This is a genomic window from Caballeronia sp. 11_S32, assembly GCF_056930355.1.
In genome coordinates this window covers 817,666-842,816 of the sequence record NZ_JBXOWH010000003.1, presented here as the reverse complement: position 1 = coordinate 842,816, position 25,151 = coordinate 817,666, and the positions used below count along the sequence as shown (strand labels likewise).

22 protein-coding genes are annotated in these 25,151 nt (G+C 62.9%); 13 read left to right on the top strand and 9 right to left on the bottom strand.

Features of this window, described 5'->3' with window-relative positions:
• Positions 1 to 141 precede the first annotated feature (141 nt).
• On the top strand, positions 142 to 1,608 hold the full coding sequence (gene tldD / locus AC1Z32_RS15590; protein WP_483479484.1) for a metalloprotease TldD: 1,467 nt from the start codon (positions 142 to 144) through the stop codon (positions 1,606 to 1,608).
• A 95-nt stretch (positions 1,609 to 1,703) separates the two neighbouring features.
• Here the strand turns inward: tldD and AC1Z32_RS15585 are convergent, their stop codons facing one another.
• Positions 1,704 to 1,919, bottom strand: a complete 216-nt coding sequence (locus tag AC1Z32_RS15585) for a hypothetical protein (protein ID WP_483479483.1) — start codon at positions 1,917 to 1,919, stop codon at positions 1,704 to 1,706.
• Positions 1,920 to 1,960: 41 nt separating this feature from the next.
• Here AC1Z32_RS15585 and aroG point away from each other — a divergent pair, with 41 nt between their 5' ends.
• Positions 1,961 to 3,034 (top strand): 3-deoxy-7-phosphoheptulonate synthase AroG, encoded by a 1,074-nt coding sequence (gene aroG / locus AC1Z32_RS15580; RefSeq protein WP_483479482.1) that lies wholly within the window; start codon positions 1,961 to 1,963, stop codon positions 3,032 to 3,034.
• 53 nt (positions 3,035 to 3,087) lie between these two features.
• Here the strand turns inward: aroG and AC1Z32_RS15575 are convergent, their stop codons facing one another.
• Together AC1Z32_RS15575 and AC1Z32_RS15570 are read right to left on the bottom strand one after the other, a co-directional pair.
• Positions 3,088 to 3,615, bottom strand: coding sequence for a hypothetical protein (locus AC1Z32_RS15575; protein ID WP_483479481.1), 528 nt, complete (start codon positions 3,613 to 3,615; stop codon positions 3,088 to 3,090).
• Positions 3,616 to 4,342: 727 nt separating this feature from the next.
• The gene (locus tag AC1Z32_RS15570) at positions 4,343 to 4,903 is read right to left on the bottom strand and encodes a cob(I)yrinic acid a,c-diamide adenosyltransferase (RefSeq protein ID WP_483479480.1); all 561 of its coding nucleotides are present in this window, start codon (positions 4,901 to 4,903) and stop codon (positions 4,343 to 4,345) included.
• 257 nt (positions 4,904 to 5,160) lie between these two features.
• On the opposite strand from AC1Z32_RS15570, the gene AC1Z32_RS15565 reads away from it, so the two are divergent.
• The 6 genes from AC1Z32_RS15565 (at position 5,161) to proC (ending at position 12,192) form a co-directional block, all read left to right on the top strand.
• The gene (locus tag AC1Z32_RS15565) at positions 5,161 to 6,579 is read left to right on the top strand and encodes an FAD-binding oxidoreductase (protein WP_483479479.1); all 1,419 of its coding nucleotides are present in this window, start codon (positions 5,161 to 5,163) and stop codon (positions 6,577 to 6,579) included.
• A gap of 67 nt (positions 6,580 to 6,646) precedes the next feature.
• Complete coding sequence (locus AC1Z32_RS15560) at positions 6,647 to 8,191, top strand: FAD-linked oxidase C-terminal domain-containing protein (RefSeq protein ID WP_483479478.1); 1,545 nt, start codon at positions 6,647 to 6,649, stop codon at positions 8,189 to 8,191.
• A gap of 109 nt (positions 8,192 to 8,300) precedes the next feature.
• A complete protein-coding gene (gene glcE / locus AC1Z32_RS15555) occupies positions 8,301 to 9,389 on the top strand; it encodes a glycolate oxidase subunit GlcE (protein ID WP_483479477.1) in 1,089 nt (362 codons plus the stop codon).
• Between the two features lie 8 nt (positions 9,390 to 9,397).
• Entirely contained in the window at positions 9,398 to 10,624 is a 1,227-nt protein-coding gene (gene glcF / locus AC1Z32_RS15550) for a glycolate oxidase subunit GlcF (protein WP_483479476.1), read from the top strand.
• A 46-nt stretch (positions 10,625 to 10,670) separates the two neighbouring features.
• Positions 10,671 to 11,366 (top strand): YggS family pyridoxal phosphate-dependent enzyme, encoded by a 696-nt coding sequence (locus tag AC1Z32_RS15545; RefSeq protein ID WP_483479475.1) that lies wholly within the window; start codon positions 10,671 to 10,673, stop codon positions 11,364 to 11,366.
• Positions 11,367 to 11,379: 13 nt separating this feature from the next.
• Positions 11,380 to 12,192, top strand: coding sequence for a pyrroline-5-carboxylate reductase (gene proC / locus AC1Z32_RS15540; protein ID WP_483479474.1), 813 nt, complete (start codon positions 11,380 to 11,382; stop codon positions 12,190 to 12,192).
• 73 nt (positions 12,193 to 12,265) lie between these two features.
• Here proC and ubiA read toward each other — a convergent pair whose 3' ends face one another.
• From ubiA to recG, 6 genes are all read right to left on the bottom strand, one after another.
• Positions 12,266 to 13,123: a 4-hydroxybenzoate octaprenyltransferase gene (ubiA, locus tag AC1Z32_RS15535; protein ID WP_483479473.1), complete on the bottom strand. Its 858-nt coding sequence runs from the start codon at positions 13,121 to 13,123 to the stop codon at positions 12,266 to 12,268.
• A gap of 113 nt (positions 13,124 to 13,236) precedes the next feature.
• Complete coding sequence (locus AC1Z32_RS15530; protein ID WP_062604766.1) at positions 13,237 to 13,725, bottom strand: Dps family protein; 489 nt, start codon at positions 13,723 to 13,725, stop codon at positions 13,237 to 13,239.
• 179 nt (positions 13,726 to 13,904) lie between these two features.
• Positions 13,905 to 14,057 (bottom strand): hypothetical protein, encoded by a 153-nt coding sequence (locus AC1Z32_RS15525; RefSeq protein ID WP_483479472.1) that lies wholly within the window; start codon positions 14,055 to 14,057, stop codon positions 13,905 to 13,907.
• A 33-nt stretch (positions 14,058 to 14,090) separates the two neighbouring features.
• The gene (locus AC1Z32_RS15520) at positions 14,091 to 15,563 is read right to left on the bottom strand and encodes a catalase (protein ID WP_483479471.1); all 1,473 of its coding nucleotides are present in this window, start codon (positions 15,561 to 15,563) and stop codon (positions 14,091 to 14,093) included.
• A gap of 218 nt (positions 15,564 to 15,781) precedes the next feature.
• Positions 15,782 to 16,741: a hydrogen peroxide-inducible genes activator gene (locus AC1Z32_RS15515; RefSeq protein ID WP_062604647.1), complete on the bottom strand. Its 960-nt coding sequence runs from the start codon at positions 16,739 to 16,741 to the stop codon at positions 15,782 to 15,784.
• A gap of 120 nt (positions 16,742 to 16,861) precedes the next feature.
• Positions 16,862 to 19,048 (bottom strand): ATP-dependent DNA helicase RecG, encoded by a 2,187-nt coding sequence (gene recG, locus AC1Z32_RS15510; protein ID WP_483479470.1) that lies wholly within the window; start codon positions 19,046 to 19,048, stop codon positions 16,862 to 16,864.
• A gap of 83 nt (positions 19,049 to 19,131) precedes the next feature.
• Between recG and queA the strand changes: the two genes are divergently transcribed.
• The 5 genes from queA (at position 19,132) to secF (ending at position 25,082) form a co-directional block, all read left to right on the top strand.
• A complete protein-coding gene (gene queA / locus AC1Z32_RS15505; protein ID WP_483479469.1) occupies positions 19,132 to 20,178 on the top strand; it encodes a tRNA preQ1(34) S-adenosylmethionine ribosyltransferase-isomerase QueA in 1,047 nt (348 codons plus the stop codon).
• A 56-nt stretch (positions 20,179 to 20,234) separates the two neighbouring features.
• Entirely contained in the window at positions 20,235 to 21,398 is a 1,164-nt protein-coding gene (gene tgt / locus AC1Z32_RS15500; protein WP_483479468.1) for a tRNA guanosine(34) transglycosylase Tgt, read from the top strand.
• A gap of 183 nt (positions 21,399 to 21,581) precedes the next feature.
• Positions 21,582 to 21,911 (top strand): preprotein translocase subunit YajC, encoded by a 330-nt coding sequence (gene yajC, locus AC1Z32_RS15495; RefSeq protein WP_062604644.1) that lies wholly within the window; start codon positions 21,582 to 21,584, stop codon positions 21,909 to 21,911.
• Between the two features lie 127 nt (positions 21,912 to 22,038).
• Positions 22,039 to 24,105 carry a protein translocase subunit SecD gene (gene secD, locus AC1Z32_RS15490; protein WP_483479467.1) on the top strand — a complete coding sequence of 689 codons (2,067 nt, stop codon included), beginning with the start codon at positions 22,039 to 22,041 and terminating at the stop codon, positions 24,103 to 24,105.
• 26 nt (positions 24,106 to 24,131) lie between these two features.
• Positions 24,132 to 25,082 carry a protein translocase subunit SecF gene (secF, locus tag AC1Z32_RS15485; RefSeq protein WP_483479466.1) on the top strand — a complete coding sequence of 317 codons (951 nt, stop codon included), beginning with the start codon at positions 24,132 to 24,134 and terminating at the stop codon, positions 25,080 to 25,082.
• Positions 25,083 to 25,151 lie beyond the last annotated feature (69 nt).

The following is a 25,151-nucleotide window of genomic DNA, read 5'->3' as shown; positions in this document are numbered from 1 at the left end:
GCGCGTTCGTTGGCTGGAACACTCGATTTGAAAACGCGGGTTTCTCCCCGCACATCATCGGACTGAAACAGACCTTAGAATCGTCTGAAATTCGTCTGAAAATATCACCGAACACGTCACAGCACACGCAATAGGCACCGCATGAACATCATCGAACCCGGCATTCGCAACCTGGTCACGGCGAAGGACGTTTTGCTCACGCCGTACGGCCTCGACGAAGGGCTGATCACGCGCACGCTCGCGGAGATCTTCACGCATCGCGTCGATTACGCCGACCTCTATTTCCAGTCCACGCGCAGCGAGGCGTGGAGTCTCGAGGAAGGCATCGTCAAATCGGGCAGCTTCAGCATCGATCAGGGCGTCGGCGTGCGCGCCGTGTCCGGCGAGCGCACGGCGTTCGCCTATTCGGATGACCTGTCGCCCGAATCCATCCGCCAGGCCGCGATCGCCACGCGCGCGATCGCCAAGGCCGGCGGCGGCAAGCACAAGATCAAGCCGGCGAGCACGCTCACGGGCATTTCGGGCCGCGATCTGTATCTCGCCGCCGATCCGCTCCATTCGCTCGATGCCACGGCCAAGGTGAAGCTGCTGGAGCGCGTCGAGCAGATGGCGCGCGCGAAAGATCCGCGCATCACGCAGGTCATGGCGGGCATGGCCGGTGAATACGATGTCGTGCTCGTCGCGCGCAGCGACGGCGCGCTCGCGGCGGACGTGCGTCCGCTCGTGCGCGTCTCGGTGACGGTGATCGCCGAGCAGAACGGCCGGCGCGAGATCGGCACGGGCGGTGGCGGCGGGCGCTACGACTACGCCTATTTCACCGATGCGATCCTGCAAAAGTACGTCGATGACGCCGTGCACGCAGCGCTCGTCAATCTCGAAGCGCGCCCCGCTCCGGCCGGCGCGATGACCGTCGTGCTCGGGCCGGGCTGGCCGGGCGTGCTGCTGCACGAGGCGGTCGGACACGGGCTGGAGGGCGATTTCAACCGCAAGGGATCGTCGGCGTTCGCGGGACTCATCGGCGAGCAGGTGGCGGCGAAGGGCGTCACGGTCGTCGATGACGGCACGCTGCCGAACCGGCGCGGCTCGCTCAACATCGACGACGAAGGCAACCCGACGCAGTGCACGACGCTGATCGAGGACGGCATCCTGAAGGGCTACATCCAGGATTCGCTCAACGCGCGTCTGATGAAGATGCCGGTGACGGGCAACGCGCGCCGCGAATCGTACGCCGCGCTGCCGATGCCGCGCATGACCAACACATACATGCTCAACGGCGACAAGGATCCGCAGGAGATTCTGGCTTCCGTGAAGAACGGCTTGTACGCGGTGAACTTCGGCGGCGGTCAGGTCGATATCACCAACGGCAAGTTCGTGTTCTCGGCGTCCGAGGCGTACATGATCGAGAACGGCAAGATCACGTATCCGGTGAAGGGCGCGACGCTGATCGGCAGCGGGCCGGAGTCGCTCAAGTACGTGACGATGATCGGCAACGATATGTCGCTGGACAGTGGCGTGGGCGTGTGTGGGAAGGAAGGCCAGAGCGTGCCGGTGGGCGTCGGGCAGCCGACGTTGCGCATCGAGAAGATGACGGTGGGCGGGACGGTTTGATTTTTCATGCGGGTTTTCCGCATCGCTCGGGCTCGGATCTAGCGTCTTTGTCCGTTGCGATGCGGATTGTCCGCGTTTTTGCGGTTGCAGGCTTGTCAGCGCCGCACGTTTGAGGTTATAAAAGCAGTCACAACTTTTTTCGACACACCTTCGATCCCGTCCAAACCATGACGTCCGCCAAGTTTTATTTTTATTTCTTTTGGCATCTCAAGCCGCTGGCGGATCGAGAGGGGTGAGTCGTACACAGGTTGAACAGACCGAATTCCCGAAAAAACCGCCAGCGAGTCTGGCGGTTTTTTTTCGCCTTCCATCTTTCTTGGTTCGAATCACACGCCGCTGTAGGAGAACAGAAATGCCCCCGCACAATACCGATGACGTCCGTATCCGTGAGCTGAAAGAGCTGACCCCGCCCGCGCACCTGATCCGTGAGTTTCCTTGCGCCGAGCCTGTTTCCGAGCTGATCTTCAATGCGCGCCAGTCGATGCATCGCATTCTTCATGGGATGGATGACCGGTTGATCGTCATCATCGGGCCTTGCTCGATTCATGATCCCAAGGCCGCTATGGAGTATGCGGGGCGCTTGATCGAGCAGCGTCGCCGATTCGCGGGCGAGTTGGAGATCGTGATGCGCGTGTACTTCGAGAAGCCGCGGACGACGGTCGGGTGGAAAGGGCTCATCAATGATCCGTATATGGATAACAGCTTCAAGATCAATGATGGGTTGAGAGCCGCGCGTGAACTGCTCATGCATATCAACGAGCTTGGTTTGCCTGCCGGGACCGAGTACCTCGACATGATTAGCCCGCAATACATTGCGGATCTGATTTCGTGGGGGGCGATTGGGGCGCGGACTACTGAATCCCAAGTGCATCGGGAGCTTGCGTCGGGGCTGTCTTGCCCTGTCGGGTTCAAGAATGGTACGGATGGGAATGTGAAGATCGCTGTCGATGCGATCAAGGCGGCTTCGCAGCCGCATCATTTCTTGTCCGTCACCAAGGGCGGGCATTCGGCGATCGTTTCGACTGCGGGCAATGAGGATTGCCACATCATTCTGCGCGGTGGTAAGACGCCGAATTACGATGCCGACTCAGTTAATGCTGCTTGTAGCGATATCGGGAAGGCTGGACTTGCTGCGCGTCTGATGATCGATGCGAGCCATGCGAATAGCTCGAAGAAGCATGAGAATCAGATTCCTGTTTGTGAGGATATTGGGCGTCAACTCGCTTCGGGGGATGAGCGGATTGTTGGTGTGATGGTGGAGTCGCATCTTGTTGCTGGGCGGCAGGATTTGAAGGAGGGATGCGAACTGACTTACGGCCAAAGCATTACCGATGCGTGCATTGGTTGGGACGAAAGCGTCAAAGTTCTTGAGGGATTGGCGGAATCCGTCAAACAGCGGCGAGTCGCGCGGGGCGGCGGCAACTGATCGATCAGCGTAAGAAGACCTCTTTAAGACACCGTGCGCCCTTGTGTAGAAAACTACACGGGGCGGCGCGAAATCGAGAATTCATAAAGGGAACGCCACTTAATATAAGGTCCGAGGACGAGAAGCTCGCTATCGTCTATATAGCGTCCGTCGAGTTCTGTGCGGCAGGCGTCAACGTACTCCTTAATCGTTGTATAAATCTCATCGTCGGTGGCGTCCGGGTCAATACTTCTCTCTGGAGCAAGTTTCCAAGTCTTAAACTCAAATCGCTTTTTCCTAGTTTTCACCACCCGTCGACGATCTACACCGAAATATTCTCCTCTGACTTGCGAACCTAAGAAATGGAGTCGAATGAAGCCAATGATCTCGTTGTAGCGCCAAATGCCTCCATACGAATGTTCCAGGCGATTTCTGAGATGAAAAAGACGTTCGGGGCTCACCTTTTCATTCTCCCGTCGCTTCTCGCTATCTTTGCTACCCCGCGGAAAAAGCGTGCGCTCGACATAGTCATTTCGCCCGTTGTAATAGCGACGCTCATCGAGACGATAAACGGCCAAGTCCAAGAAAATTAAATCCGACATTTCTCTTCCTTCAAAAAATCAGCACATCCACGTAGCTTAATTTAATCTCTTAGCGCTTTATTATGACAAAAGGCTTCTTTAGCACGGTCTAACGAACAATCAAATATTTCTCGACACTGAACAATATAGCCAGGGTCCTTTTCGTAATCGACCAACTTCTGATACTTCGAAAGCCGTTCGTGAATCGCGAACTCATGCCTCCCGGCATTTCGGTCAAGCCATACGAACGCCTTTAAATCCCAGTCGCGCGCGCCACCGTAGCCTTGCTCGCAAAGCTTCTCCATCCTGTCTTGGGGTGATCTTTGTTAAAGCCAACTTTCACATAACCAGTGTATTTTGAATGGCAAAGGTACACAAATCCAGACTCGGAGCTTCTGAGCTGGAACGCAATCTTCGAAGTGCCGCATTGAATGCAATGCCCCACCTTGGTCCGAAGCGAGTGCCCTCCCTTCGTACATACCGAGCCGCCGTAAAAGAACTTTTTGTTTAGGGCTTCCATTGCTAGTTCACGAGGCCTTTTGGATAGTCCCGATGCGTCAAAGAGCAAGGACTCCGGAATTTGGTGTCTTTTCAGGAACGAGAGTTGGTCCTTCTTCAATTTCGCCAAGTATTGCTTCCTCGATTTTTCATTTCAAACGCCGACCGTCCGTCTGAACGAGGAAGCTAGTGCATCAACAAACTCGATGCAATAAATACCCCAAAATGTTTCAATTTCCCAGTCGCCGCCTCAGGGTCGTGAATCGGAGCGATTCCATAAGACGTCGTGCCCTCCATCCGCCCTATTCAGTACCCGCGCCAACACAAACATCAAATCCGACAGTCGATTTACATACCTTCGCGGTGCCTCATTTACTTCGGCAATTTGAAGATGCCCAAGCGCCACAATCGCCCTTTCCGCGCGCCTACAGACGGTGCGCGCAACATGAGCGAGAGCCGCCGCCCTCGAGCCACCCGGCAAAATAAACTCCTTCAAAGGCGGCAGCGTCGCGTTGTACTCTTCCAGCCACGCATCCAGTTGCGCAAGATGAGAATTCTGAATCATCGAATGCCCCGGAATCGACAGCTCCCCACCCAGATCAAACAAATCATTCTGAATCTGCGTCAACGCATCGCGCACATCAGAAGGCATCGGCTCACAAAGCAAAACGCCGATACACGAATTCAACTCATCCACATCCCCGATCGCGGCGATGCGCGCATCGTCCTTCGATACACGGCTGCCATCACCAAGCCCGGTCGTCCCATCATCCCCTGTACGCGTGGCGATTTTGCTCAAGCGGTTTCCCATCGCTGACTCCCTGATATACCAACCATAGTCCGACCCATTATAGGCACGCCCCCAGGCCCAAAACCCAGGCCCCGCCTGCCATCGCCCTGACGGCGTAAAATGAGATGAACACCGTACGGATTTCGCACGAATCGCAAATCGGCAGAACGATCGGCAGAACGATCGGCAAAACGAGCGAGACCGTAAGCGAAACCCGCAACGCCCATACCAAGCGCGAAAGCCGACAACACAAAGCCGCACCGCCCGGAGACACGCACGTGAACCACCCCACCGAACACCAGGCGCTCCAAAAACGCCCCTTCCCCGCGCCCCTTTTCGAAGCGCTGAAAAAAGCATTCGGCGACCGCGCAACGACATCGCAGGCCGTCCGCGAACACCACGGGCGCGATGAATCCCCGTTCGACCCGCAACTTCCCGATGCCGTCGTCTTCGCGCGCAGCACCGAGGAAGTCCAGACCATCGTCAAGCTCTGCGCCGAACACGATGTCCCGATCATCCCCTACGGCAACGGCTCGTCGCTCGAAGGCCACCTGCTCGCGGTTCAAGGCGGCATCTCCATCGACTTGTCCGAGATGAACCAGGTCGTCTCGATCAACGCCGAAGACCTCACGGTGACGGTGCAGCCCGGCATCTCTCGCAAGCAGCTCAACGAAGCGCTGAAAGACACCGGCCTCTTCTTCCCGATCGACCCCGGCGCGGACGCCAGCATCGGCGGCATGTCCGCGACGCGCGCCTCCGGCACCAACGCCGTGCGCTACGGCACAATGCGCGAAAACGTCCTCGGCCTCACGGTCGTCACCGCCAATGGCCGCGTCATCAAAACCGGCACGCGCGCGCGCAAGTCGTCGGCGGGCTATGACCTCACGCGTCTTTTCGTCGGCTCAGAAGGCACGCTCGGCGTCATCACCGAAATCACCGTGCGCCTCTATCCGCAGCCCGAAGCGATCTCGGCCGCCGTGTGCGCATTCCCGTCCATGGGCGACGCCGTGCGCGCCGTCATCGAAACGATCCAGATGGGCGTGCCGATCGCGCGCGTCGAATTCGTCGACAAGCTCGCCGTGCGCGCCATCAACCGTCACTCGAATCTGACGCTGCGCGAATCGCCGATGCTGTTCTTCGAATTCCACGGCACCGAATCCGGCGTCAAGGAACAGGCGCAGACCGTGCAGGACATCGTCGCGGAGAACAAGGGCGAAGACTTCGAATGGGCGACGCGCCCCGAAGACCGCAGCCGTCTCTGGAACGCGCGCCATTCGGCCTACTTCGCAATGCTGCAACTGAAGCCCGGCTGCCGCGCCGTCACGACCGATGTCTGCGTGCCGATCTCGCGCCTCGCCGAATGCGTCGAGGAAACGGAGAAGGACTTGCAAGGCTCGTACTTGCCGAGCCCGATCGTCGGCCACGTCGGCGATGGCAACTTCCACGTCGCGATGCTGCTCGATCCGGCCAAGCCCGAAGAGCTGGAAGAAGCCGAGCGCATCAACCGGCTCATCGTCGGGCGCGCGCTGAAGATGGGCGGCACCTGCACGGGCGAGCACGGCATCGGGCTGCACAAGATGGGTTTTCTGATCGACGAGCACGGCGAGGACGCCGTCGCCACGATGCGCGCGATCAAGCACGCGCTCGATCCGAAGAACCTCATGAACCCGGGGAAAATCTTCACTTTCGAAGGCTGACGAAGTCGCGCAAGATGCACGCAGGAAATAAGCGCCACGGACAGCGCAGGCATCAAAAGGAGGAGACATGAACGCACCCGACGAGCTCAAATCCGAGCAACGGTCGCCCAATCTGCCGCACGAAGAGGCACCCGAGCTGAGCGAAGAGCAACTCGCCGCGCGTCAGCGTGAAGTCGTGCAGGCATTGATGGCCGTGCTGCCGACGCATTGCCTGCTCTTTCGCGAGGAAGACACGGCCGCCTATGAGTGCGACGGCCTCGCGGCGTATCGCCGTCTGCCGCTCGCGGTCGCGCTGCCGGAAACCGAAGCGCAGGTGCAGCGTGTCGTGCAGATCTGCGCGCGCCTCGCCATTCCTATCGTGCCGCGCGGCGCGGGCACCGGCCTCTCCGGCGGCGCGATGCCGATTCGCCACGGCATCGTGCTGTCGCTCGCGCGCTTTCGCAAGATCATCGAAGTCGATCCCTACGCGCGGACCGCGACCGTGCAGCCCGGCGTGCGCAACATCTCCATTTCGGAAGCCGCCGCGCCTTATGGTCTCTACTACGCGCCCGATCCGTCGTCGCAGATCGCTTGCACCATCGGCGGCAATGTGTCCGAGAACTCGGGCGGCGTGCACTGCCTGAAATACGGCCTCACCGTGCACAACGTCCTGCGCGTGCGCGCGGTGACGATGGACGGCGATGTCGTCGAGTTCGGCTCGCTCGGCCCCGACGCGCCCGGTCTCGATCTGCTCGCGGTGCTGATCGGCAGCGAAGGCATGTTCGCGATCGTCACCGAAATCACCGTCAAGCTGATCCCGAAGCCGCAGACGGCGCAAGTGATCATGGCGAGCTTCGACGATGTCGTGAAAGGCGGCAACGCGGTCGCGGCGATCATCGCGGCGGGCATCATCCCGGCCGGCCTCGAAATGATGGACAAGCCGGCGACGCGCGCCGTCGAGGAATTCGTCAACGCGGGCTACGACCTCGACGCCGCCGCGATCCTGCTCTGCGAATCCGACGGCACGCACGACGAAGTGGCCGAGGAAATCGTCCGCATGACAGCCGTCCTGCGCGAGCACGGCGCATCGCGCATCCAGATCTCGCGCTCCGAATCCGAGCGGCTGAAGTTCTGGTCGGGCCGCAAGAACGCGTTTCCGGCGGCGGGCCGCATCTCGCCCGATTACTACTGCATGGACGGCACCGTGCCGCGCCGCTCGATCGGGCCGCTGCTCGCGCGCATCGAAGAGATGGAGAAGAAGTACGCGCTGCGCTGCATCAACGTGTTCCATGCCGGCGACGGCAACATGCATCCGCTGATTCTCTTCAACGGCAACGATCTCGACGAATGGCATCGCGCGGAGGCGTTCGGCTGCGACATCCTGGAATGTTGCGTCGAGCTGGGGGGCACGGTGACGGGCGAACATGGCGTGGGCATCGAAAAGATCAACTCGATGTGCGTGCAGTTCTCGCCGGAAGAGCGTGACGCATTCTTTGCCGTGAAGCGCGCGTTCGATCCGCCCGGTCTGCTCAACCCCGACAAGGGCATCCCGACGCGCGCGCGCTGCGCCGAGTACGGCAAGATGCATATCCGGGGCGGGCTGTTGCCGCATCCCGAACTGCCGCGCTTCTGAGCGAGGGATCGCGTTCCGCTATCCACGTTTCACCGAGTATTGCGCCCTTAAGCGGCCGGTACAATCGACCGGGTAGTCCACCAGAAATCGAAATACGAGCGGGACACGAATGGAACAGGACGACATCGTCGCCGGCTGGTCGGAGAGGATCGCCCGGGCCACCGAAACCGGCACGCTGCTGCGCATCCGCGGCGGCGGCACGAAGGACTGGTACGGTCAGACGCTCCAGGGAGAAATACTCGACACGCGCGCGTATCGCGGCATCATCGCCTACGATCCGGCCGAGCTGGTCATCACCGCGCGCGCCGGAACGCCGCTTGCCGAAATCGAAGCGGCGCTGCGGGAGCACGACCAGATGCTGCCGTTCGAGCCGCCGCACTTCGGGCGCAACGCCACGCTCGGCGGCTGCATCGCGGCGGGGCTCGCCGGGCCGCGCCGCGCCTGGACCGGCGCGCCGCGCGATTTCGTGCTCGGCGCGGTCGTGATGAACGGGCACGGGCAAGTGCTGCATTTCGGCGGGCAAGTCGTGAAGAACGTCGCGGGCTACGACGTGTCGCGCCTTCTCGCCGGTTCGCTCGGCACGCTCGGCCTGATTCTCGAACTGTCGATCAAGGTGCTGCCGCGCCCCGTCGCGGAAGCCACGCTTAAATTCGACATGCACGCCACCGACGGCGTGCGCAAGCTCAACGAATGGGGCGGTCATCCGTTGCCGATCTGCGGCAGCGCGTGGCGCGACGGCACGCTCGCGTTGCGTCTCGCGGGCGCGGAAGCCGCCGTGAAGACCGCGCGCAACACGCTCGGCGGCGAAGTGGTCGATGCCGTCGAAGCCGACCGCTTCTGGATCGGCATGCGCGAACAGACCGACCCGTTCTTCGCGGTGATCGAGCCACGCTCGGCGCTCTGGCGGCTCGCGTTGCCGTCGATCGCGGAGCCGCTGCATCTGCCGGGCGCGCAACTGATGGAATGGGGCGGCGCGCAACGCTGGTGGATCACCGACACCGATCCGCAAACCGTGCGCATCAGCGCGAAGCAGGCCGGCGGCCACGCGACGATCTTCCGCGCAGGCTCCGCCTATGATCGCAATGCGGGCGTGTTCACGCCGCTACCCGCGCCGCTGATGAAGATTCATCGTGGATTGAAAGCCGCATTCGATCCGGCGCGCATCTTCAACCGCGCACGTTTGTATCCCGACTTTTAGGCGCTTCGATGCAAACCAATCTCGCCGAATTCATCCGCGGCACAGCCGATGGCGACGAAGCCGACGCCATCCTGCGCAAGTGCGTGCACTGCGGCTTCTGCACGGCGACCTGCCCGACGTATCAGTTGCTCGGCGACGAGCTCGACGGGCCGCGCGGACGCATCTATCTGATGAAGCAGATGCTCGAAGGCGCGCCCGTCTCGCGCAGCACGCAACTGCATCTGGACCGCTGCCTCACCTGCCGCAATTGCGAAACCACGTGCCCGTCGGGCGTGCAATATGGGCGGCTCGTCGAGATCGGGCGCAAGGTCGTCGAGGAGAAAGTCGAGCGGCCGATGCGGCATCGGCTGCAGCGCCGCTTTCTCGCGAGCTTCCTGCCGAACAGCACGCTCTTCACGCCCGCGATGAAGCTCGGCCAGCAGTTTCGCGGCATTCTTCCGCGCAAGCTGCGCGCGAAGATTCCGGTGCCCGAGCGGCCGCTCGTCGCGCCGACGAACAAGCACGAACGCAAGATGCTGATGCTCGCCGGCTGCGTGCAGCCCGCGATGATGCCGAACGTCAACACGGCAACGGCGCGCGTGTTCGATGCGCTCGGTATCGAGATCGTCACGGCGCCGAGCGCGGGCTGCTGCGGCGCGATCCGCCTGCATCTCGGCTACAACGACGACGCGCTCGATGACGTGCGCAACAACATCGACGCCTGGTGGCCGTATGTGGAAAGCGGCGTCGAGGCGATCGTGATGAACGCGTCGGGCTGCGGCGCAACCGTGAAAGAGTACGCACACCTGATGCGCAACGATCCGGCGTACTCGGAGAAGGCGCAGAAGATCGTCGATCTGACGCGCGATCTCGCCGAAATCCTGCCGATGTACGAGGAAGAGCTCGTCGGGCTCGCGCGGCGGCGCGGCGTGCATACGGTCGCGTTTCATCCGCCGTGCACGTTGCAGCACGGGCAGCAGATCCGCGGACGCGTCGAGCATCTGCTGACCGCGCTCGGCCTCGAAGTGCGCCTGCCCGCCGACAGCCATCTCTGCTGCGGCTCGGCGGGCACGTATTCCGTCCTGCAGCCGAAGCTCTCGTACACGCTGCGCAACCAGAAGCTCGACCGGCTGGAGAAGCTGGAGCCGCAGGTGATCGTCTCGGCGAATGTCGGCTGCATCGCGCATCTGCAAAGCGGCACGTCGACGCCCGTCACGCACTGGATCCAACTTCTGGAGCATCTCCTGTACGGGTGAAGCCGCTTCGTATAATGAGTGGCTCGATCGCCCTTGAAGCTTACGCATGTCTATCGCCCAACATCTCGAAGAAGTCCGGCAGCGCATCGCGCGTGCCGCGCACGACGCATCGCGCGATGCGTCGTCCGTGAAGCTGCTCGCCGTGTCGAAGACATTCCCCGCCAGCGACGTGCGCGCCGCCTTCGACGCCGGCCAGCGCGCGTTCGGCGAGAACTACGTGCAGGAAGGCATCGCGAAGATCGCGGAACTGGCGGACCTGCGCAGCGAAATCGAATGGCATTTCATCGGGCCGCTGCAATCGAACAAGACGAAGGTCGTCGCCGAGCAGTTCGACTGGGTGCATTCCATCGATCGCCTGAAGATCGCCGAGCGTCTCTCCGCGCAGCGTCCCGAAGGCGCGCCCGCGCTCAATGTTTGCGTGCAGGTGAACGTGAGCGGCGAGGCATCGAAGAGCGGCGTCGAGCCGGATGAAGCCGTCGCGCTCGCGCATGCGGTCGCCGCCCTGCCCGGCTTGGCGTTGCGCGGTTTGATGGCGATTCCCGAACCCGCCGAAACGCTCGATGCGCAACGCGCGCCGCATGCGCGACTGCGCGAATTGATGAACACCTTGCGCGCGGATGGCCTCGATCTCGACACGCTCTCGATGGGCATGTCCGCCGATCTCGAAGCCGCCGTGCTCGAAGGCGCGACGATGGTGCGCATCGGCACCGCGATTTTCGGCGCGCGCAATTACACCACCTGACCTTACCTTCATCATGAAAATTGCATTCATCGGCGGCGGCAACATGGCTGCGGCGCTCATCGGCGGTCTCATCAAGCGCGGCACGGCGCCCGCCGACATTTATGCTGTCGACATCAACGACGAAGCGCGCGAGCGCACCGCGCAGCAGTTCGGCATCGCGACGGGCGCGGCCGTCGACGCGACGCTCGCCGGCTACGACGCCATCGTGCTCGCCGTGAAGCCGCAAGTGCTCAAAGGCGTGGCCGAAGCGCTCGCGCCGCATCTGTCGAAGCAGACGGTCATCAGCATCGCGGCGGGCATCCGCGCGACCGATCTCTCGCGCTGGCTGAACGGCTACACGCAGATCGTGCGCACGATGCCGAATACGCCCGCGCTGATCGGCATGGGCGTGACGGGCCTCGCCGCGCTGCCCGGCGTCACCGATGCCGCGAAGGCACTCGCATCGCAAGTGCTGGAAGCGGTCGGCACGGCAGTCTGGTTCGACGACGAAGCGAAGCTCGACGCCGTCACCGCGATCTCCGGCAGCGGCCCGGCCTATGTGTTCTATTTCATCGAAGCGATGCAGGAAGCGGCGCGCCAGCTCGGCATGGATGAAGAGCAAGGTCGCGCGCTCGCCGTCGCGACGTTCACGGGCGCCGCGCAACTGGCGGCGCAATCGGGCGAGCCGGCGAGCGTGCTGCGCGAGCGCGTGACGTCGAAGGGCGGCACGACGGCAGCGGCGCTCGCCGCGTTCGACGCGCAAGGCGTGAAGGACGCGATCGTGCGCGGCGCGCTGGCGGCACAGGCGCGTGCGAAGGAGATGGGGGATGAGCTGGGCGCGGCCTGACGCGCGAACCGCCTCGCCACGAAAAAACGGCAGTTCATTGCGAACTGCCGTTTGTCTTTTCAGGCGTTAACGTTCAGTGGACCGCGTAATGCAGCGCGATGCCCGCGAACAGCATCCCGCCGAGCCAGTTGTTGTGTTTGAACGCGGCGAAGCACGCCATCCGCTCGCGGTTGCGGATCAGCCCGTAGTGATACACCGCGCAGGCCGCCGCCGCGAGCCAGCCGAGCCAGTACAGCCAGCCGAAGCCGAGCGCGATGCCGATGCCCACGTAGACCGCGAGCGTCACCGCATAGCACAGCATCACGGCGAACACGTCGTAGCGGCCGAAAGTGAGCGCCGACGTGCGGATGCCGATCTTGATGTCGTCGTCGCGATCGACCATCGCGTATTCGGTGTCGTACGCGACCGACCAGAACACGTTCGCGGCGAGCATGATCCACGCGAGCATCGGCACCTGGTTCTGCACGGCGGCGAAGGCCATAGGAATGCCGAAGCCGAACGCGATGCCGAGATACGCCTGCGGAATCGCGAAGAAGCGCTTGGTGAACGGATACGTGCCTGCGACGAAGAGCGCGAACACCGACAGTTCCTTCGTGAGCGTGTTGAGCGGCAGGATCAGCAGGAACGCGACGAGCGCGAGCGCGGCGGCCAGCGCCACGGCTTCCCACGCCTTGATCTTGCCCGATGTGATCGGCCGCTCGGCGGTGCGCTTCACATGGCGGTCGAAGTCGCGGTCGGCGTAGTCGTTGATCGCGCAGCCCGCCGAGCGCATGAAGATCGTGCCGACGATGAAGATGACGAGCAGCATTGGCGAAGGACGGCCGTCCGATGCGATCCATAACGCGTTGAGCGTCGGCCATAGAAGCAGCAGGCTGCCGATGGGCTTGTCGAGGCGCACGAGGCGCATGAAGAGCGGGAGTCGGGCGAACATGGAGGCAGGCAGGCGGAAAAACACGATGCGGGTATTTTAGAACAGCGCGCGCGTACGCCATGAAAAGCAAAAGCCCCGCTTCAGAGCGGGGCTTCTTCGGTTCGAACGAATGCTCAGGCCAGCATCGCGCGCAGCATCCACGCGGTCTTCTCGTGCGTCTGCATGCGTTGCGTGAGCAGGTCGGCGGTCGGCTCGTCGTTCGCGGCTTCCGTCGCCGGGAAGATTTCGCGCGCCGTGCGCACCACCGCTTCCTGGCCTTCCACCAACTGGCGGATCATGTCTTCGGCGGCCGGCACGCCGTCCGCTTCGGGAATCGACGAGAGCTTCGCGAATTCCTTGTAGCTGCCCGGCGCATGCACGCCCAGCGCGCGGATACGTTCCGCGATCGAATCGACGGCGAGCGCGAGCTCGGTATACTGCGTCTCGAACATCAGATGCAGCGTGTTGAACATCGGGCCGGTGACGTTCCAGTGGAAGTTATGGGTCTTCAGATACAGCGTGTACGTGTCGGCCAGCAGCCGGGACAGGCCCTCGGCGATCTTCTTGCGGTCCTTGTCGCTGATGCCGATATTGACGGCAGGTGCAGTGCCTTTCTTCGCCATGATGACTCCGTGAGAGAGTGATTCGAACGGTTGCGAACGCCGCGCGCATGGTGTTGCCGCGGGCGTTTCGAGCGCTCGACAGTTTATCGTAGAAACAGGGACGATTCACCGCGGCGCAGGGCTTCCGGGCGCTCGCCGCTGCGCCTTGATGACGCACTCCGTGCGCCGCCGGTTCACGCTCAGGCGCCGACGACACCGCTCGCGACGACGAGCCCATACCCGGCCGCGACGATCCCGAACGCAATCGCGACACGCACGCCGCGCGAAGCCTGACGGCTCCTCGCTTCGATATGCTCGACGGCCTCTGCAATGTGGTTCAACGCCTGAGACATGATGTTTTCTCCCTGTGTTTCGAAGGGCCGCTGTCAGACAGCGGCTATGCTTTGCTCGTCGACTTGCTGGCCGAGCTGCGCGAGCGCATCGATGACGCCCTCCGCGTAAGCCGGATCGATGCGTCGGAAGTGCGCGATCTGCCGCGCGACGATCTCATTCGGCACGCCGTGAATATGACGCGCGATATTGCCGAAGAAGCGCTCGCGTTGCGCATCGTCGAAAAGCCTGAAGAGCGCGGCCGGCTGGCTGTAGTAATCGTCGTCCTCGCGATGGTCATAGCGATGCACCGTGCCGCCCGCGAGCGGCGGTTCGTTCGCGTTCACGTCCTGCGCGAATTCGCCGTAACGGTTCGGCTCGTAGTTCACGCGGCCGCCGAGATTGCCGTCGGTGCGCATCGCGCCATCGCGGTGAAATGGATTCGCAGTCGGCGCACGCGGCGCATTCACCGGAATCTGGTGATGGTTGATGCCGAGGCGATACCGCTGCGTGTCGCCATACGAAAACAGACGCCCCTGCAGCAGCCGATCCGGCGAGAAGCCGATGCCCGGCACCACGTTCGCCGGCGTGAACGCGGCCTGCTCCACGTCCGCGAAGTAATTCTGCGCATTGCGATTCAGCTCGATCACACCGACATCGATGAGCGGAAAGTCCTTGTGCGGCCACACTTTCGTGATATCGAACGGATTGACCTTCAAATTCGCGGCCTGCTCTTCGGTCATCACCTGGATGCGGAAATTCCATCGTGGGAAATTGCCCTCGTCGATGTTCCCGACCAGATCGCGCTGCGCGCTTTCGCGGTCATTCGCTATCACGGCGGCCGCTTCGGCATCGGTGTAATTCTCGAGCGGCTGCTGCGACTTGAAGTGGAACTTCACGTAGAAGCGCTCGCCGTCCTCGTTGATGAACGAGAAGGTGTGCGAGCCGAAGCCATGCATCTGCCGATAATTCTTCGGAATGCCGCGATCGCTCATGAGAATCGTCACCTGATGCAGCGATTCCGGATGACGCGACCAGAAGTCCCACGCCGCGACGTTGCTGCGCAGATTCGTGTACGGATCGCGTTTTTGCGTGTGGATGAAGTCGGGAAACTTCAACGGATCGCGGATGAAGAACACCGGCGTGTTGTTGCCGACGACATCCCAGTTGCCCTCTTCCGTGTAGAACTTGATCGAGAAGCCGCGCACGTCGCGCTCGGCATCGGCCGCGCCGCGCTCGCCCGCGACGGTCGAAAAGCGCATGAAGATTGGCGTTTCCTTGCCAATTTCGGCGAAGAGCTTCGCCTTCGTGTAGCGCGTGATGTCATGCGTCACGCGGAACGTGCCGAACGCGCCCGAGCCCTTCGCGTGGACGCGGCGCTCCGGAATCACTTCGCGGTCGAAATGCGCGAGCTTTTCCACGAGCCAGAAGTCCTGCAGCGTGACCGGGCCGCGCGGGCCCGCGGTCTGCGAGTTCTGGTTGTCACCGACGGGTGCGCCGGCTGCGGTCGTGAGTCGTTGGGTCGTCATCGTGATGCTCCTGTTTTTGAGGTATGGCTTGAGATGAATGCGGATGGGAACGCGCCGAGGCGTCCTGGTCTCGTCGACCGATGGAAGGAATCTTAACAAAACTATCGATATTTTTAATTCAATAAATTTTATCTATTCGATAGGCAGCGTTTCGCGCCAGAAATGAAAACGCGCGGCGCCCGGGAGCCGGGGGCCGCGCGCGTCTGGAAGAGAAAAACTCAGTTCACCGCGACGGGCATATCGAGCTTTTTGACACCCGGCAGATCGCAATTGGCGATCGCCTCGCAGATGGCGTCGATGGCGGGCAGGCGCGTGAAGCTCTTGCGCCACGCGAGCACGACGCGGCGGTCCGGCACCGGCTCGTCGAACGGCACGTAGCTGAGCAGGCCGGAATCGATGCCCGGCGCATGCGGCTTCACCTCGCTCACCGACATGCGCGGCAGCACCGTGATGCCGACGCCGCTCGCGACCATATGACGAATCGTCTCCAGCGACGAGCCTTCGAACGTCTTCTGGATGCCGTCCGCGTTCTGCGAGAAGCGCATGAGCTCCGGGCACACGCCGAGCACGTGATCGCGGAAGCAATGGCCGCTGCCGAGCAGCAGCATGGTCTCCTGCTTGAGATCGTCGGGATCGATCTTCGGGCGGTTTTCCCACGCGTGGCCGGACGGCATCGCGACGACGAACGGCTCGTCGTACAGCGCGCGCACCATGAGGCCGGTTTCGGGGAACGGTAGCGCCATGATCGCCACATCGATCTCGCCCTGCTTCAGGAGCTCGATCAGCTTGAGCGTGTAGTTTTCCTGGAGCATCAGCGGCATCTGCGGGACCGCCTTGATCATCTGCTTGACGAGCGTTGGCAGCAGATACGGCCCGATCGTGTAGATGACGCCGAGACGCAGCGGGCCGACGAGCGGATCCTTGCCCTGCTTGGCGATTTCCTTGATGGCGAGCGTCTGCTCGAGCACGCGCTGCGCCTGCGTGACGATCTGCTCGCCGATCGGCGTCACGCTGACTTCGCTCGTGCCGCGCTCGAAGATCTGCACGTTCAGTTCGTCTTCGAGCTTCTTGATTGCCACCGACAGCGTCGGCTGGCTCACGAAGCACGCCTCGGCCGCGCGGCCGAAATGCCGTTCGCGCGCCACCGCGACGATGTACTTCAGTTCAGTGAGCGTCATTGGAGGCCAATGAAATACATTGATTCGATAGGTTTGACTTATACACCCGCCGCCCGTACTAGACAACTGCAGGCCGCATGGCCCAAATAGGGACCGACGAGATACGCGCAAGTTCAGCCATCAGGCCTTTAAATAATGCTCCCGCGCGCCGAGCCAGCGCGCGAGATGGCGCGTTACGGCGTCGGGGAACGACCTGAGCATCTGGTCGGCGGCTTCGCGCGCGGGCTCGATCAGCCAGCCGTCGTTTTCGAGGCTCGCGAAACGCAGCATCGCCTCGCCCGATTGCCGCGCGCCGAGAAACTCGCCGGGGCCGCGAATTTCCAGATCGCGCCGCGCGATCTCGAAGCCGTCGGTGGTTTCGCGCATGGTTTGCAGACGCGCGCGGGCGGTCTGCGAAAGCGGATTCGAGTACATGAGCACGCAGACGGACGCCGCGCTGCCCCGCCCCACGCGCCCGCGCAACTGATGCAACTGCGCGAGCCCGAAGCGCTCCGCGTGCTCGATCACCATCAGCGACGCGTTCGGCACGTCGACGCCGACTTCGATCACCGTCGTCGCGACGAGCAGTTGCACTTCGTTGCGCGAAAACGCGTCCATCACCGCGGCTTTTTCGGCGGGCGCGAGGCGTCCGTGAACCAGCCCGACGCGCAATTCCGGCAGCGCGGCGACGAGCGTTTCGTACGTCTCGACGGCAGTTTGAAGCTGCAGCGTCTCGCTTTCCTCGATCAGCGGACACACCCAATAGACCTGTCGCCCGGTCAGCGCCGCCTCGCGCACGCGGCCGATGATTTCATCGCGCCTGCCGTCCGAGACCACTTTGGTCAGAATCGGCGTGCGGCCGGGCGGCAATTCGTCGATGGTCGAGACGTCGAGGTCCGCGTAGTAGGTCATCGCGAGCGTGCGCGGGATCGGCGTGGCGGACATCATCAGCTGATGCGGCTGGAAGTCGGCACGGCCGTCCGCCGCGTTGAGCGCCTTCGCGCGCAATGCAAGCCGCTGCGCGACGCCGAAGCGATGCTGTTCGTCGACGATCACGAGCCCGAGGCGCGCGAACTCCACCGCGTCCTGAATGATCGCGTGCGTGCCGATGATCAGTTGCGCCGTGCCGAGCGCTGCCGCTTCGAGCGCGGCGCGCTTTTCCTTGGCCTTGAGACTGCCCGCGAGCCACGCGACCGTGACACCGAGCGGCTCCAGCCAGCCGCGCAGCTTGCGCGCGTGCTGCTCCGCGAGAATTTCGGTCGGCGCCATGAGCGCGGCCTGATAACCCGCGTCGATGGCCTGCGCCGCCGCGAGCGCCGCGACGATCGTCTTGCCGCTGCCGACATCACCCTGCAGGAGACGCTGCATCGGATGCGCGAGCGTCAGTTCGCCCGCGATTTCCGCGACCACGCGCTGCTGCGCGCCGGTCAGCGCGAACGGCAGCGCGCGCAGCAGGCGCACGACGAGCGAGCCGTCGTCGTCGGGAAGGCGGCGCGGCATGGCGGGCGCGGCGCGCGTGCGCCGCTCCTCGTGCGCGCGCTTGAGCGACAGTTGCTGCGCGAGCAATTCCTCGAACTTGATGCGCGTCCACGCCGGATGCGTGCCGTCGATGAGCGCGGTTTCGTCCGAATCCGCGCGCGGATGATGCAGCGTCCTAACGGCATCGAGCAGGCCGGGGACGTTCAGCGGCGCGAGATGCGCGCGCGCGATCGGCTCCGGCAGCAGTTCCGGCAGATCGACGCGCGTGATCGCGTTGTCGATCGCCTTGCGCAAGTACGCCTGCGAGATGCCCGCCGTCGACGGATAAACGGGCGTGAGCGCCTGCGGCAGCGGCGTGCCGTCATCGACCGGGCGCACCGCCGGATGCACCATCTCCAGGCCGAAGAAGCCGCCGCGCACGTCGCCGCGCACGCGCAAACGCACGCCGACAGCCATCTGCTTGACCTGCGAGCCGTAGAAGTTGAGAAAACGCAGCGTAAGTTCGTCGCCGGCGTCGTCATGAATCTTGACGAGCAACTGCCGGCGCGGCCGATACGCGATCTCGTTGTCGAACACGACGCCTTCGGTCTGCGCGATATCGCCGGGAATCAGCTCACCGATGGGCGTGAGCGAGGTTTCGTCCTCGTAGCGCATCGGCAGATGCAGGACGAGATCGATGTCGGATTTCAGGCCGAGCTTGGCGAGCTTGTCCGCCGTCTTCACGACGGGCTTGGGCTTTTCCTCCGCTTTCGCCTTCTTGCGCGCCGGTGCGGCGGCGCGCGGCGCTTCGCTTTCCTCCACGGTCAGCGGATCGGTCTGGGAAGCCGGGCGGCGGTCGGACAAGGGCATCGACTCTCTTCGCAAAGTACAATATGAGGTTTGTTCGGCGCGTTTGCGCTGTGTTCGCGTCCTGTTCGCGCTTCATTCACGCCATGTTCACGCTTTCCGATTTCGATTTTAATCTGCCGCCCGAGCTGATCGCGCAGAGTGCGCTCGCCGAGCGCAGCGCGAGCCGTCTGCTCGAAGTCGACAACCGCACGAGTCCGGCCACGCTCGTCGACCGTCGTTTCTCCGAACTGCCGAATCTGATCGAGTCCGGCGATCTGCTCGTCTTCAACGATACCAAAGTCCTCAAGGCGCGCTTTCTCGGCCAGAAGGCCAGCGGCGGGCGCGTGGAAGTACTCGTCGAGCGTCTGACCGGCGCGACCACGGCGCTCGCGCAGATCCGCGCGAGCAAGAGCCCGGTGCAAGGCAGCACGATCCGCCTCGCCGATGCATTCGACGTGACCGTCGGCGAGCGCGTCGAGCCGTTCTACACGCTGCATTTTCCGGCCGAATGCCTGACGCTCATCGAGCAGTACGGTCGCCTGCCGCTGCCGCCGTATATCGAGCACGACGCCGACGCCTACGACGAAACGCGCTATCAGACGGTTTATGCGGCGAATCCGGGCGCGGTGGCCGCGCCGACCGCCGGCCTGCATTTCGACGACGCGCTCTTCGCCGAACTCGATGCGCGCGGCGTCGAGCGCGCGACGCTCACGCTGCACGTCGGCGCCGGCACGTTCCAGCCGGTGCGCGTGGAAAACATCGCCGAGCACAAGATGCACAGCGAGTGGTACGACCTGCCGCAGTCGCTCGTCGACCGTATCGCGGCGGTGAAGGCGCGCGGCAATAAGGTGATCGCGGTCGGCACCACGTCCATGCGCGCGCTGGAAGCCGCCGCGCGCGACGCGGCAGTGGCGGGCCGCCCGCTCGCCGCGACACAGGCCGAAACCGATATCTTCATCACGCCGGGCTACGAATTCCGCGTGGTCGACCGGCTCGTGACGAATTTCCATCTGCCGAAGTCCACGCTGCTGATGCTCGTTTCCGCGTTCGCGGGCATGGAGACGATCCGCGATGCGTACCGTCACGCGATCGACGAGCGTTACCGCTTTTTCAGCTACGGCGACGCGATGCTGCTGACTCGCCAAAGCTAAGTTTCTTCAACAACATTTGCGCCGGACTGTTTTCCGGTTGCATTGGAGCTTCATTGATGACCGCTGGTCAATTTACCCCGCCCGAAAACGGGCTCAAGTTCGAATTGCTGACGACCGACGGCCAGGCGCGCCGCGGCCGTCTCACGCTGAATCACGGCGTCGTCGAGACGCCGATCTTCATGCCGGTCGGCACCTACGGCACCGTCAAGGCGATCCAGCCGCGCGAGCTCGAAGAAATTCGCGCGCAAATCATCCTCGGCAACACGTTCCACCTGTGGCTGCGTCCCGGGCTGGAAGTCATCGGCGCGCACGGCGGCCTGCACAAGTTCATGGGCTGGAACCGGCCGATTCTCACCGACTCCGGCGGCTTTCAGGTCTTTTCGCTCGGCGATCTGCGCAAGATCACCGAAGATGGCGTGACGTTCGCTTCGCCGATCAACGGCGACAAGCTCTTCCTCTCGCCCGAAGTGTCGATGCAGATCCAGAAGGTGCTGAACTCCGACATCGTCATGCAGTTCGACGAATGCACACCCTACGCGACCAACGGCATCCCGACCTCGCACAAGGACGCCGCCGATTCCATGCGCATGTCGATGCGCTGGGCGAAGCGCTCAATCGACGAGTTCGACCGGCTCGGCAATCCGAACGCGCTCTTCGGCATCGTGCAGGGCGGCATGTTCGAGGATCTGCGCGACGAATCGCTGGCGGGTCTGTCGGACATCGGTTTCCACGGCTTCGCGATCGGCGGCCTGTCTGTCGGCGAGCCGAAGGACGACATGATGCGCGTCTTGAACCACATCGGCCCGAAGCTGCCGGCCGACAAGCCGCATTACCTGATGGGCGTCGGCACGCCGGAGGACCTCGTCGCGGGCGTCGCGGCGGGCGTCGACATGTTCGACTGCGTGATGCCCACGCGCAACGCGCGCAACGGCTGGCTCTTCACGCGCTTCGGCGATCTCAAGATCAAGAACGCGACGCACAAGAACTCGATGAAGCCGCTCGACGAAAGCTGCGCCTGCTATACGTGCCGGAACTTCACGCGCGGGTATCTGCATCATTTGCATCGCGTCGGCGAGATTTTGGGCGCGCAATTGAACACGATTCACAACCTGCACTATTACCTTCAACTCATTGGCGAAGTGCGGGAATCGATCGAAAATCACACGTTCGAGGCGTTTCGCAAGACGTTCGCGGAGAACCGCGCGCGCGGCGTGGACTGAAAACGCGCGGCTTCGTTTCGCCAAGCTTTACAATCTGCTTTCTACCGCTTGCGGAAAATCCCGCGAACCGCCCGTAACGGCTTGATGACAAAGCGCATTCGGGCATTTAAGGACAGGTGCGGGTGGTAGAATGCCGGGCTGACTTCCAGTCAATTATTTCGATGTAACAACGGAGAGACCAACGTGTCGTTCATTTCCAATGCCTTCGCACAAGGCGCAACCGGTGGTGGCGCGGAATCCCAGCTGATGAGCTTCCTGCCGCTCATCCTGATGTTCGCGGTGCTGTACTTCATCATGATCCGTCCGCAGATGAAGCGTCAGAAGGAGCATCGCAACATGCTCTCCGCCATGGCCAAGGGCGACGAAGTGGTGACGAACGGCGGCATCGTCGGCAAGATCACGAAGGTGTCGGATGCATATGTGGGCGTGGAAATCGCCGAAGGCACCGAAATCACCATCCAGAAGGCGGCCGTGACGACCATTCTCCCGAAGGGCACGATCAAGTCGCTGTAAGGCCACTCGTTCTTCCGCGTCCGGCGCGGCCTCGCTCACCGAGCCATCCGAGTCATCCGACCGGCTCGTCGCGCATATCGCCGGACGCCCTCTCCTCCGAAGCCAACTTTACGGTCGGCCCATCCCCATGAATCGTTATCCCCTCTGGAAGTATGTCGTGATGCTGGTGGCGCTCGTCATCGGCCTCGTGTACACGCTGCCCAATTTCTTCGGCGAGGCGCCCGCAGTTCAGGTATCGAGCGGCAAGGCGACCGTCAAGCTCGATTCGGCGACGCTTTCGAATGTCGAAGCCGCGCTCGCCGCGAACAGCATCAAGGCTGACGAAGTCACGTTCGACAACTCGCAGCTGAATGCGAACATCCGCGTGCGCCTGAAGGACACCGACACGCAATTGCGCGTGAAGGACCTGCTCAGCAAGTCGCTGAACTCCGATCCGACCGATCCGCAGTACATCGTCGCGCTGAACCTGCAGAGCGCCTCGCCGCGCTGGCTGACGGCCCTGCACGCGCTCCCGATGTACCTCGGTCTCGACCTGCGCGGCGGCGTGCACTTCCTGCTGCAAGTGGACATGGCCGGCGCGCTCAACAAGAAGCTCGACTCCGACGCCGCCGATGCGCGCACGTATCTGCGCGACCGCAATATCCGCGATGGCGGCGTGAACCGCGTCGGGCAGTCGGTCGTCGTGAACTTCTCCGAGCAGGCGACCGCGGACAACGCGCGCACCCTGCTCCAGACCGGCGTGTCCGAACTGCAATGGAGCACGCGCCAGGGCGGTGACGGCTTCCAGGTGGTCGGCACGTTCTCGCCGGATGCGCAGAAGGTGGTCGAAGACGGCGCGCTCAAGCAGAACATCACGACGCTGCATAACCGCGTGAACGAACTGGGCGTCGCGGAGCCAGTCATCCAGCAGCAGGGCTCGGACCGCATCGTGGTCGAGCTGCCGGGCGTGCAGGACACGGCGAAGGCGAAGGACATCATCGGCCGCACGGCGACGCTCGAAGCGCGCCTCGCCGATCCGGTCAACACCTACATCGGCCCGAACGAAGCGGTGCCGGCCGGCGACGAAGCGTTCAAGCAGGGCGACCGCACCGTGCTGCTGCGCAAGCAGGTGATCTTCACCGGCGACCGCATCGTGGATGCGTCGGCGGGCTTCGACGATCATCAGCGTCCGTCCGTGAACATCCGTCTCGATTCCGCCGGCGGCCGCGCGGTGTCGGCGGTGTCGCGCGACAACATCGGCAAGCCGATGGCGATGGTCCTGTTCGAAAAGGGCAAGGGCGAAGTGCTGACGGTCGCGACCATCCAGTCGGAACTCGGCGACCGCTTCCAGATCACCGGCCAGCCGACGCCGCAAGCCGCCGCCGATCTCGCGCTGCTGCTGCGCGCGGGCTCGCTCGCGGCGCCGATGGATATCATCGAGGAACGCACGGTCGGCCCGAGCCTCGGCGCGGACAACATCAAGAAGGGCTTCGATTCGGTGCAGTACGGTTTCGCCGCGATCGCCATTTTCATGATCGCGTACTACCTGCTGTTCGGCGTGTTCTCCATGCTGGCGCTGTCGGTCAACCTGCTCCTGCTGGTCGCGATCCTCTCGCTGCTGCAAGCGACGCTGACCTTGCCGGGCATCGCGGCTATCGCGCTCGCGCTCGGTATGGCAATCGACGCGAACGTGCTGATCAACGAGCGTATCCGCGAGGAACTGCGCAACGGCGCGCCGCCGCAGACCGCGATCCAGGAAGGCTTCAAGCACGCGTGGGCCACCATTCTCGACTCCAACGTCACCACGCTGATCGCCGGTCTCGCGCTGCTCGCGTTCGGCTCGGGTCCGGTGCGCGGCTTCGCGGTCGTGCACTGTATCGGCATTCTCACGTCGATGTTCTCGGCGGTGTTCTTCTCGCGCGGCCTCGTGAACCTGTGGTACGGCGGCAAGAAGAAGCTGAAGACGCTCGCGATCGGCCAGGTGTGGCGGCCGGAAGGCACGAACGCCGAAGCGGCCGCGGCGGCTTATCTCGCTGCGCAGCGCGGCGACGAATCGCCGGTCGATGAAATCGTGAAGACCGCGAAGGGCAAGACCAAGACCGCGGTGGCCGCGCCGCGCGCGACTGGCCAGGCGCAAGCACGCTCCGGCAAGCCGACGGTGCGCCGCCGCTCGGGCCCGGGCGTCGATCAACAGAAACCGGGCGAGTCCCGCTGATTCCGCTGAGTCCGGAGAAATAGACAATGGAATTCTTCCGCATTCGCCGCGATTTGCCGTTCATGGAGCGCGCGTTGATCTTCAACGTGATCTCGCTCGTGACGTTCCTCGTGGCTGTGTTCTTCCTCATGCACCGCGGCCTGCATCTGTCGGTGGAGTTCACCGGCGGCACGGTCGTCGAGGTGCAGTATCCGCAAGCCGCGTCGCCCGAGCCCGTGCGCGCGGCCATGGCGAAGCTCGGCTATGCCGATGCGCAGGTGCAGAACTTCGGCACGTCGCAGGACGTGCTGATCCGTCTGCCGCTCAAGCAGGGTCTGACGTCCGCCCAGCAGAGCGATCAGGTGATGAACGCGCTCAAGGCCGACAACGCCCAGGTGAAGCTGCAGCGCGTCGAGTTCGTCGGTCCGCAGGTCGGCAAGGAGCTCGTCACGAACGGCCTGCTCGCGCTCGCGTGCGTGGTGATCGGCATCGTGATCTATCTGTCGTTCCGCTTCGAATGGAAGTACGCGGTGGCGGGCATCATCGCGAACCTGCACGACGTGGTGATCATCCTCGGCTTCTTCGCGTTCTTCCAGTGGGAGTTCTCGCTGTCGGTGCTGGCGGCGATTCTCGCGGTGCTCGGCTACTCGGTGAACGAATCGGTGGTTATCTTCGACCGGATTCGCGAGACCTTCCGCAAGCAGCGCAAGATGACCGTGAAGGAAGTGATCGACCACGCGATCACGAGCACGATGTCGCGCACGATCATCACCCACGGCTGTACGGAAATGATGGTGCTGTCGATGTTCTTCTTCGGCGGCCCGACGCTGCACTACTTCGCGCTGGCGCTTACCGTCGGTATTCTTTTCGGTATCTATTCGTCGGTGTTCGTCGCGGCGGCGCTCGCGATGTGGTTCGGCGTGAAGCGCGAGGATCTCGTGAAGGACAAGAAGGACAAGTTCGATCCGAACGATCCGAATGCGGGGGCGCAGGTTTGAGTCTCACGCGTTTCGTCAGGGCGTAAAAAAAGCGGCCGGTCTTCACAGACCGGCCGCTTTGTTTTGGGG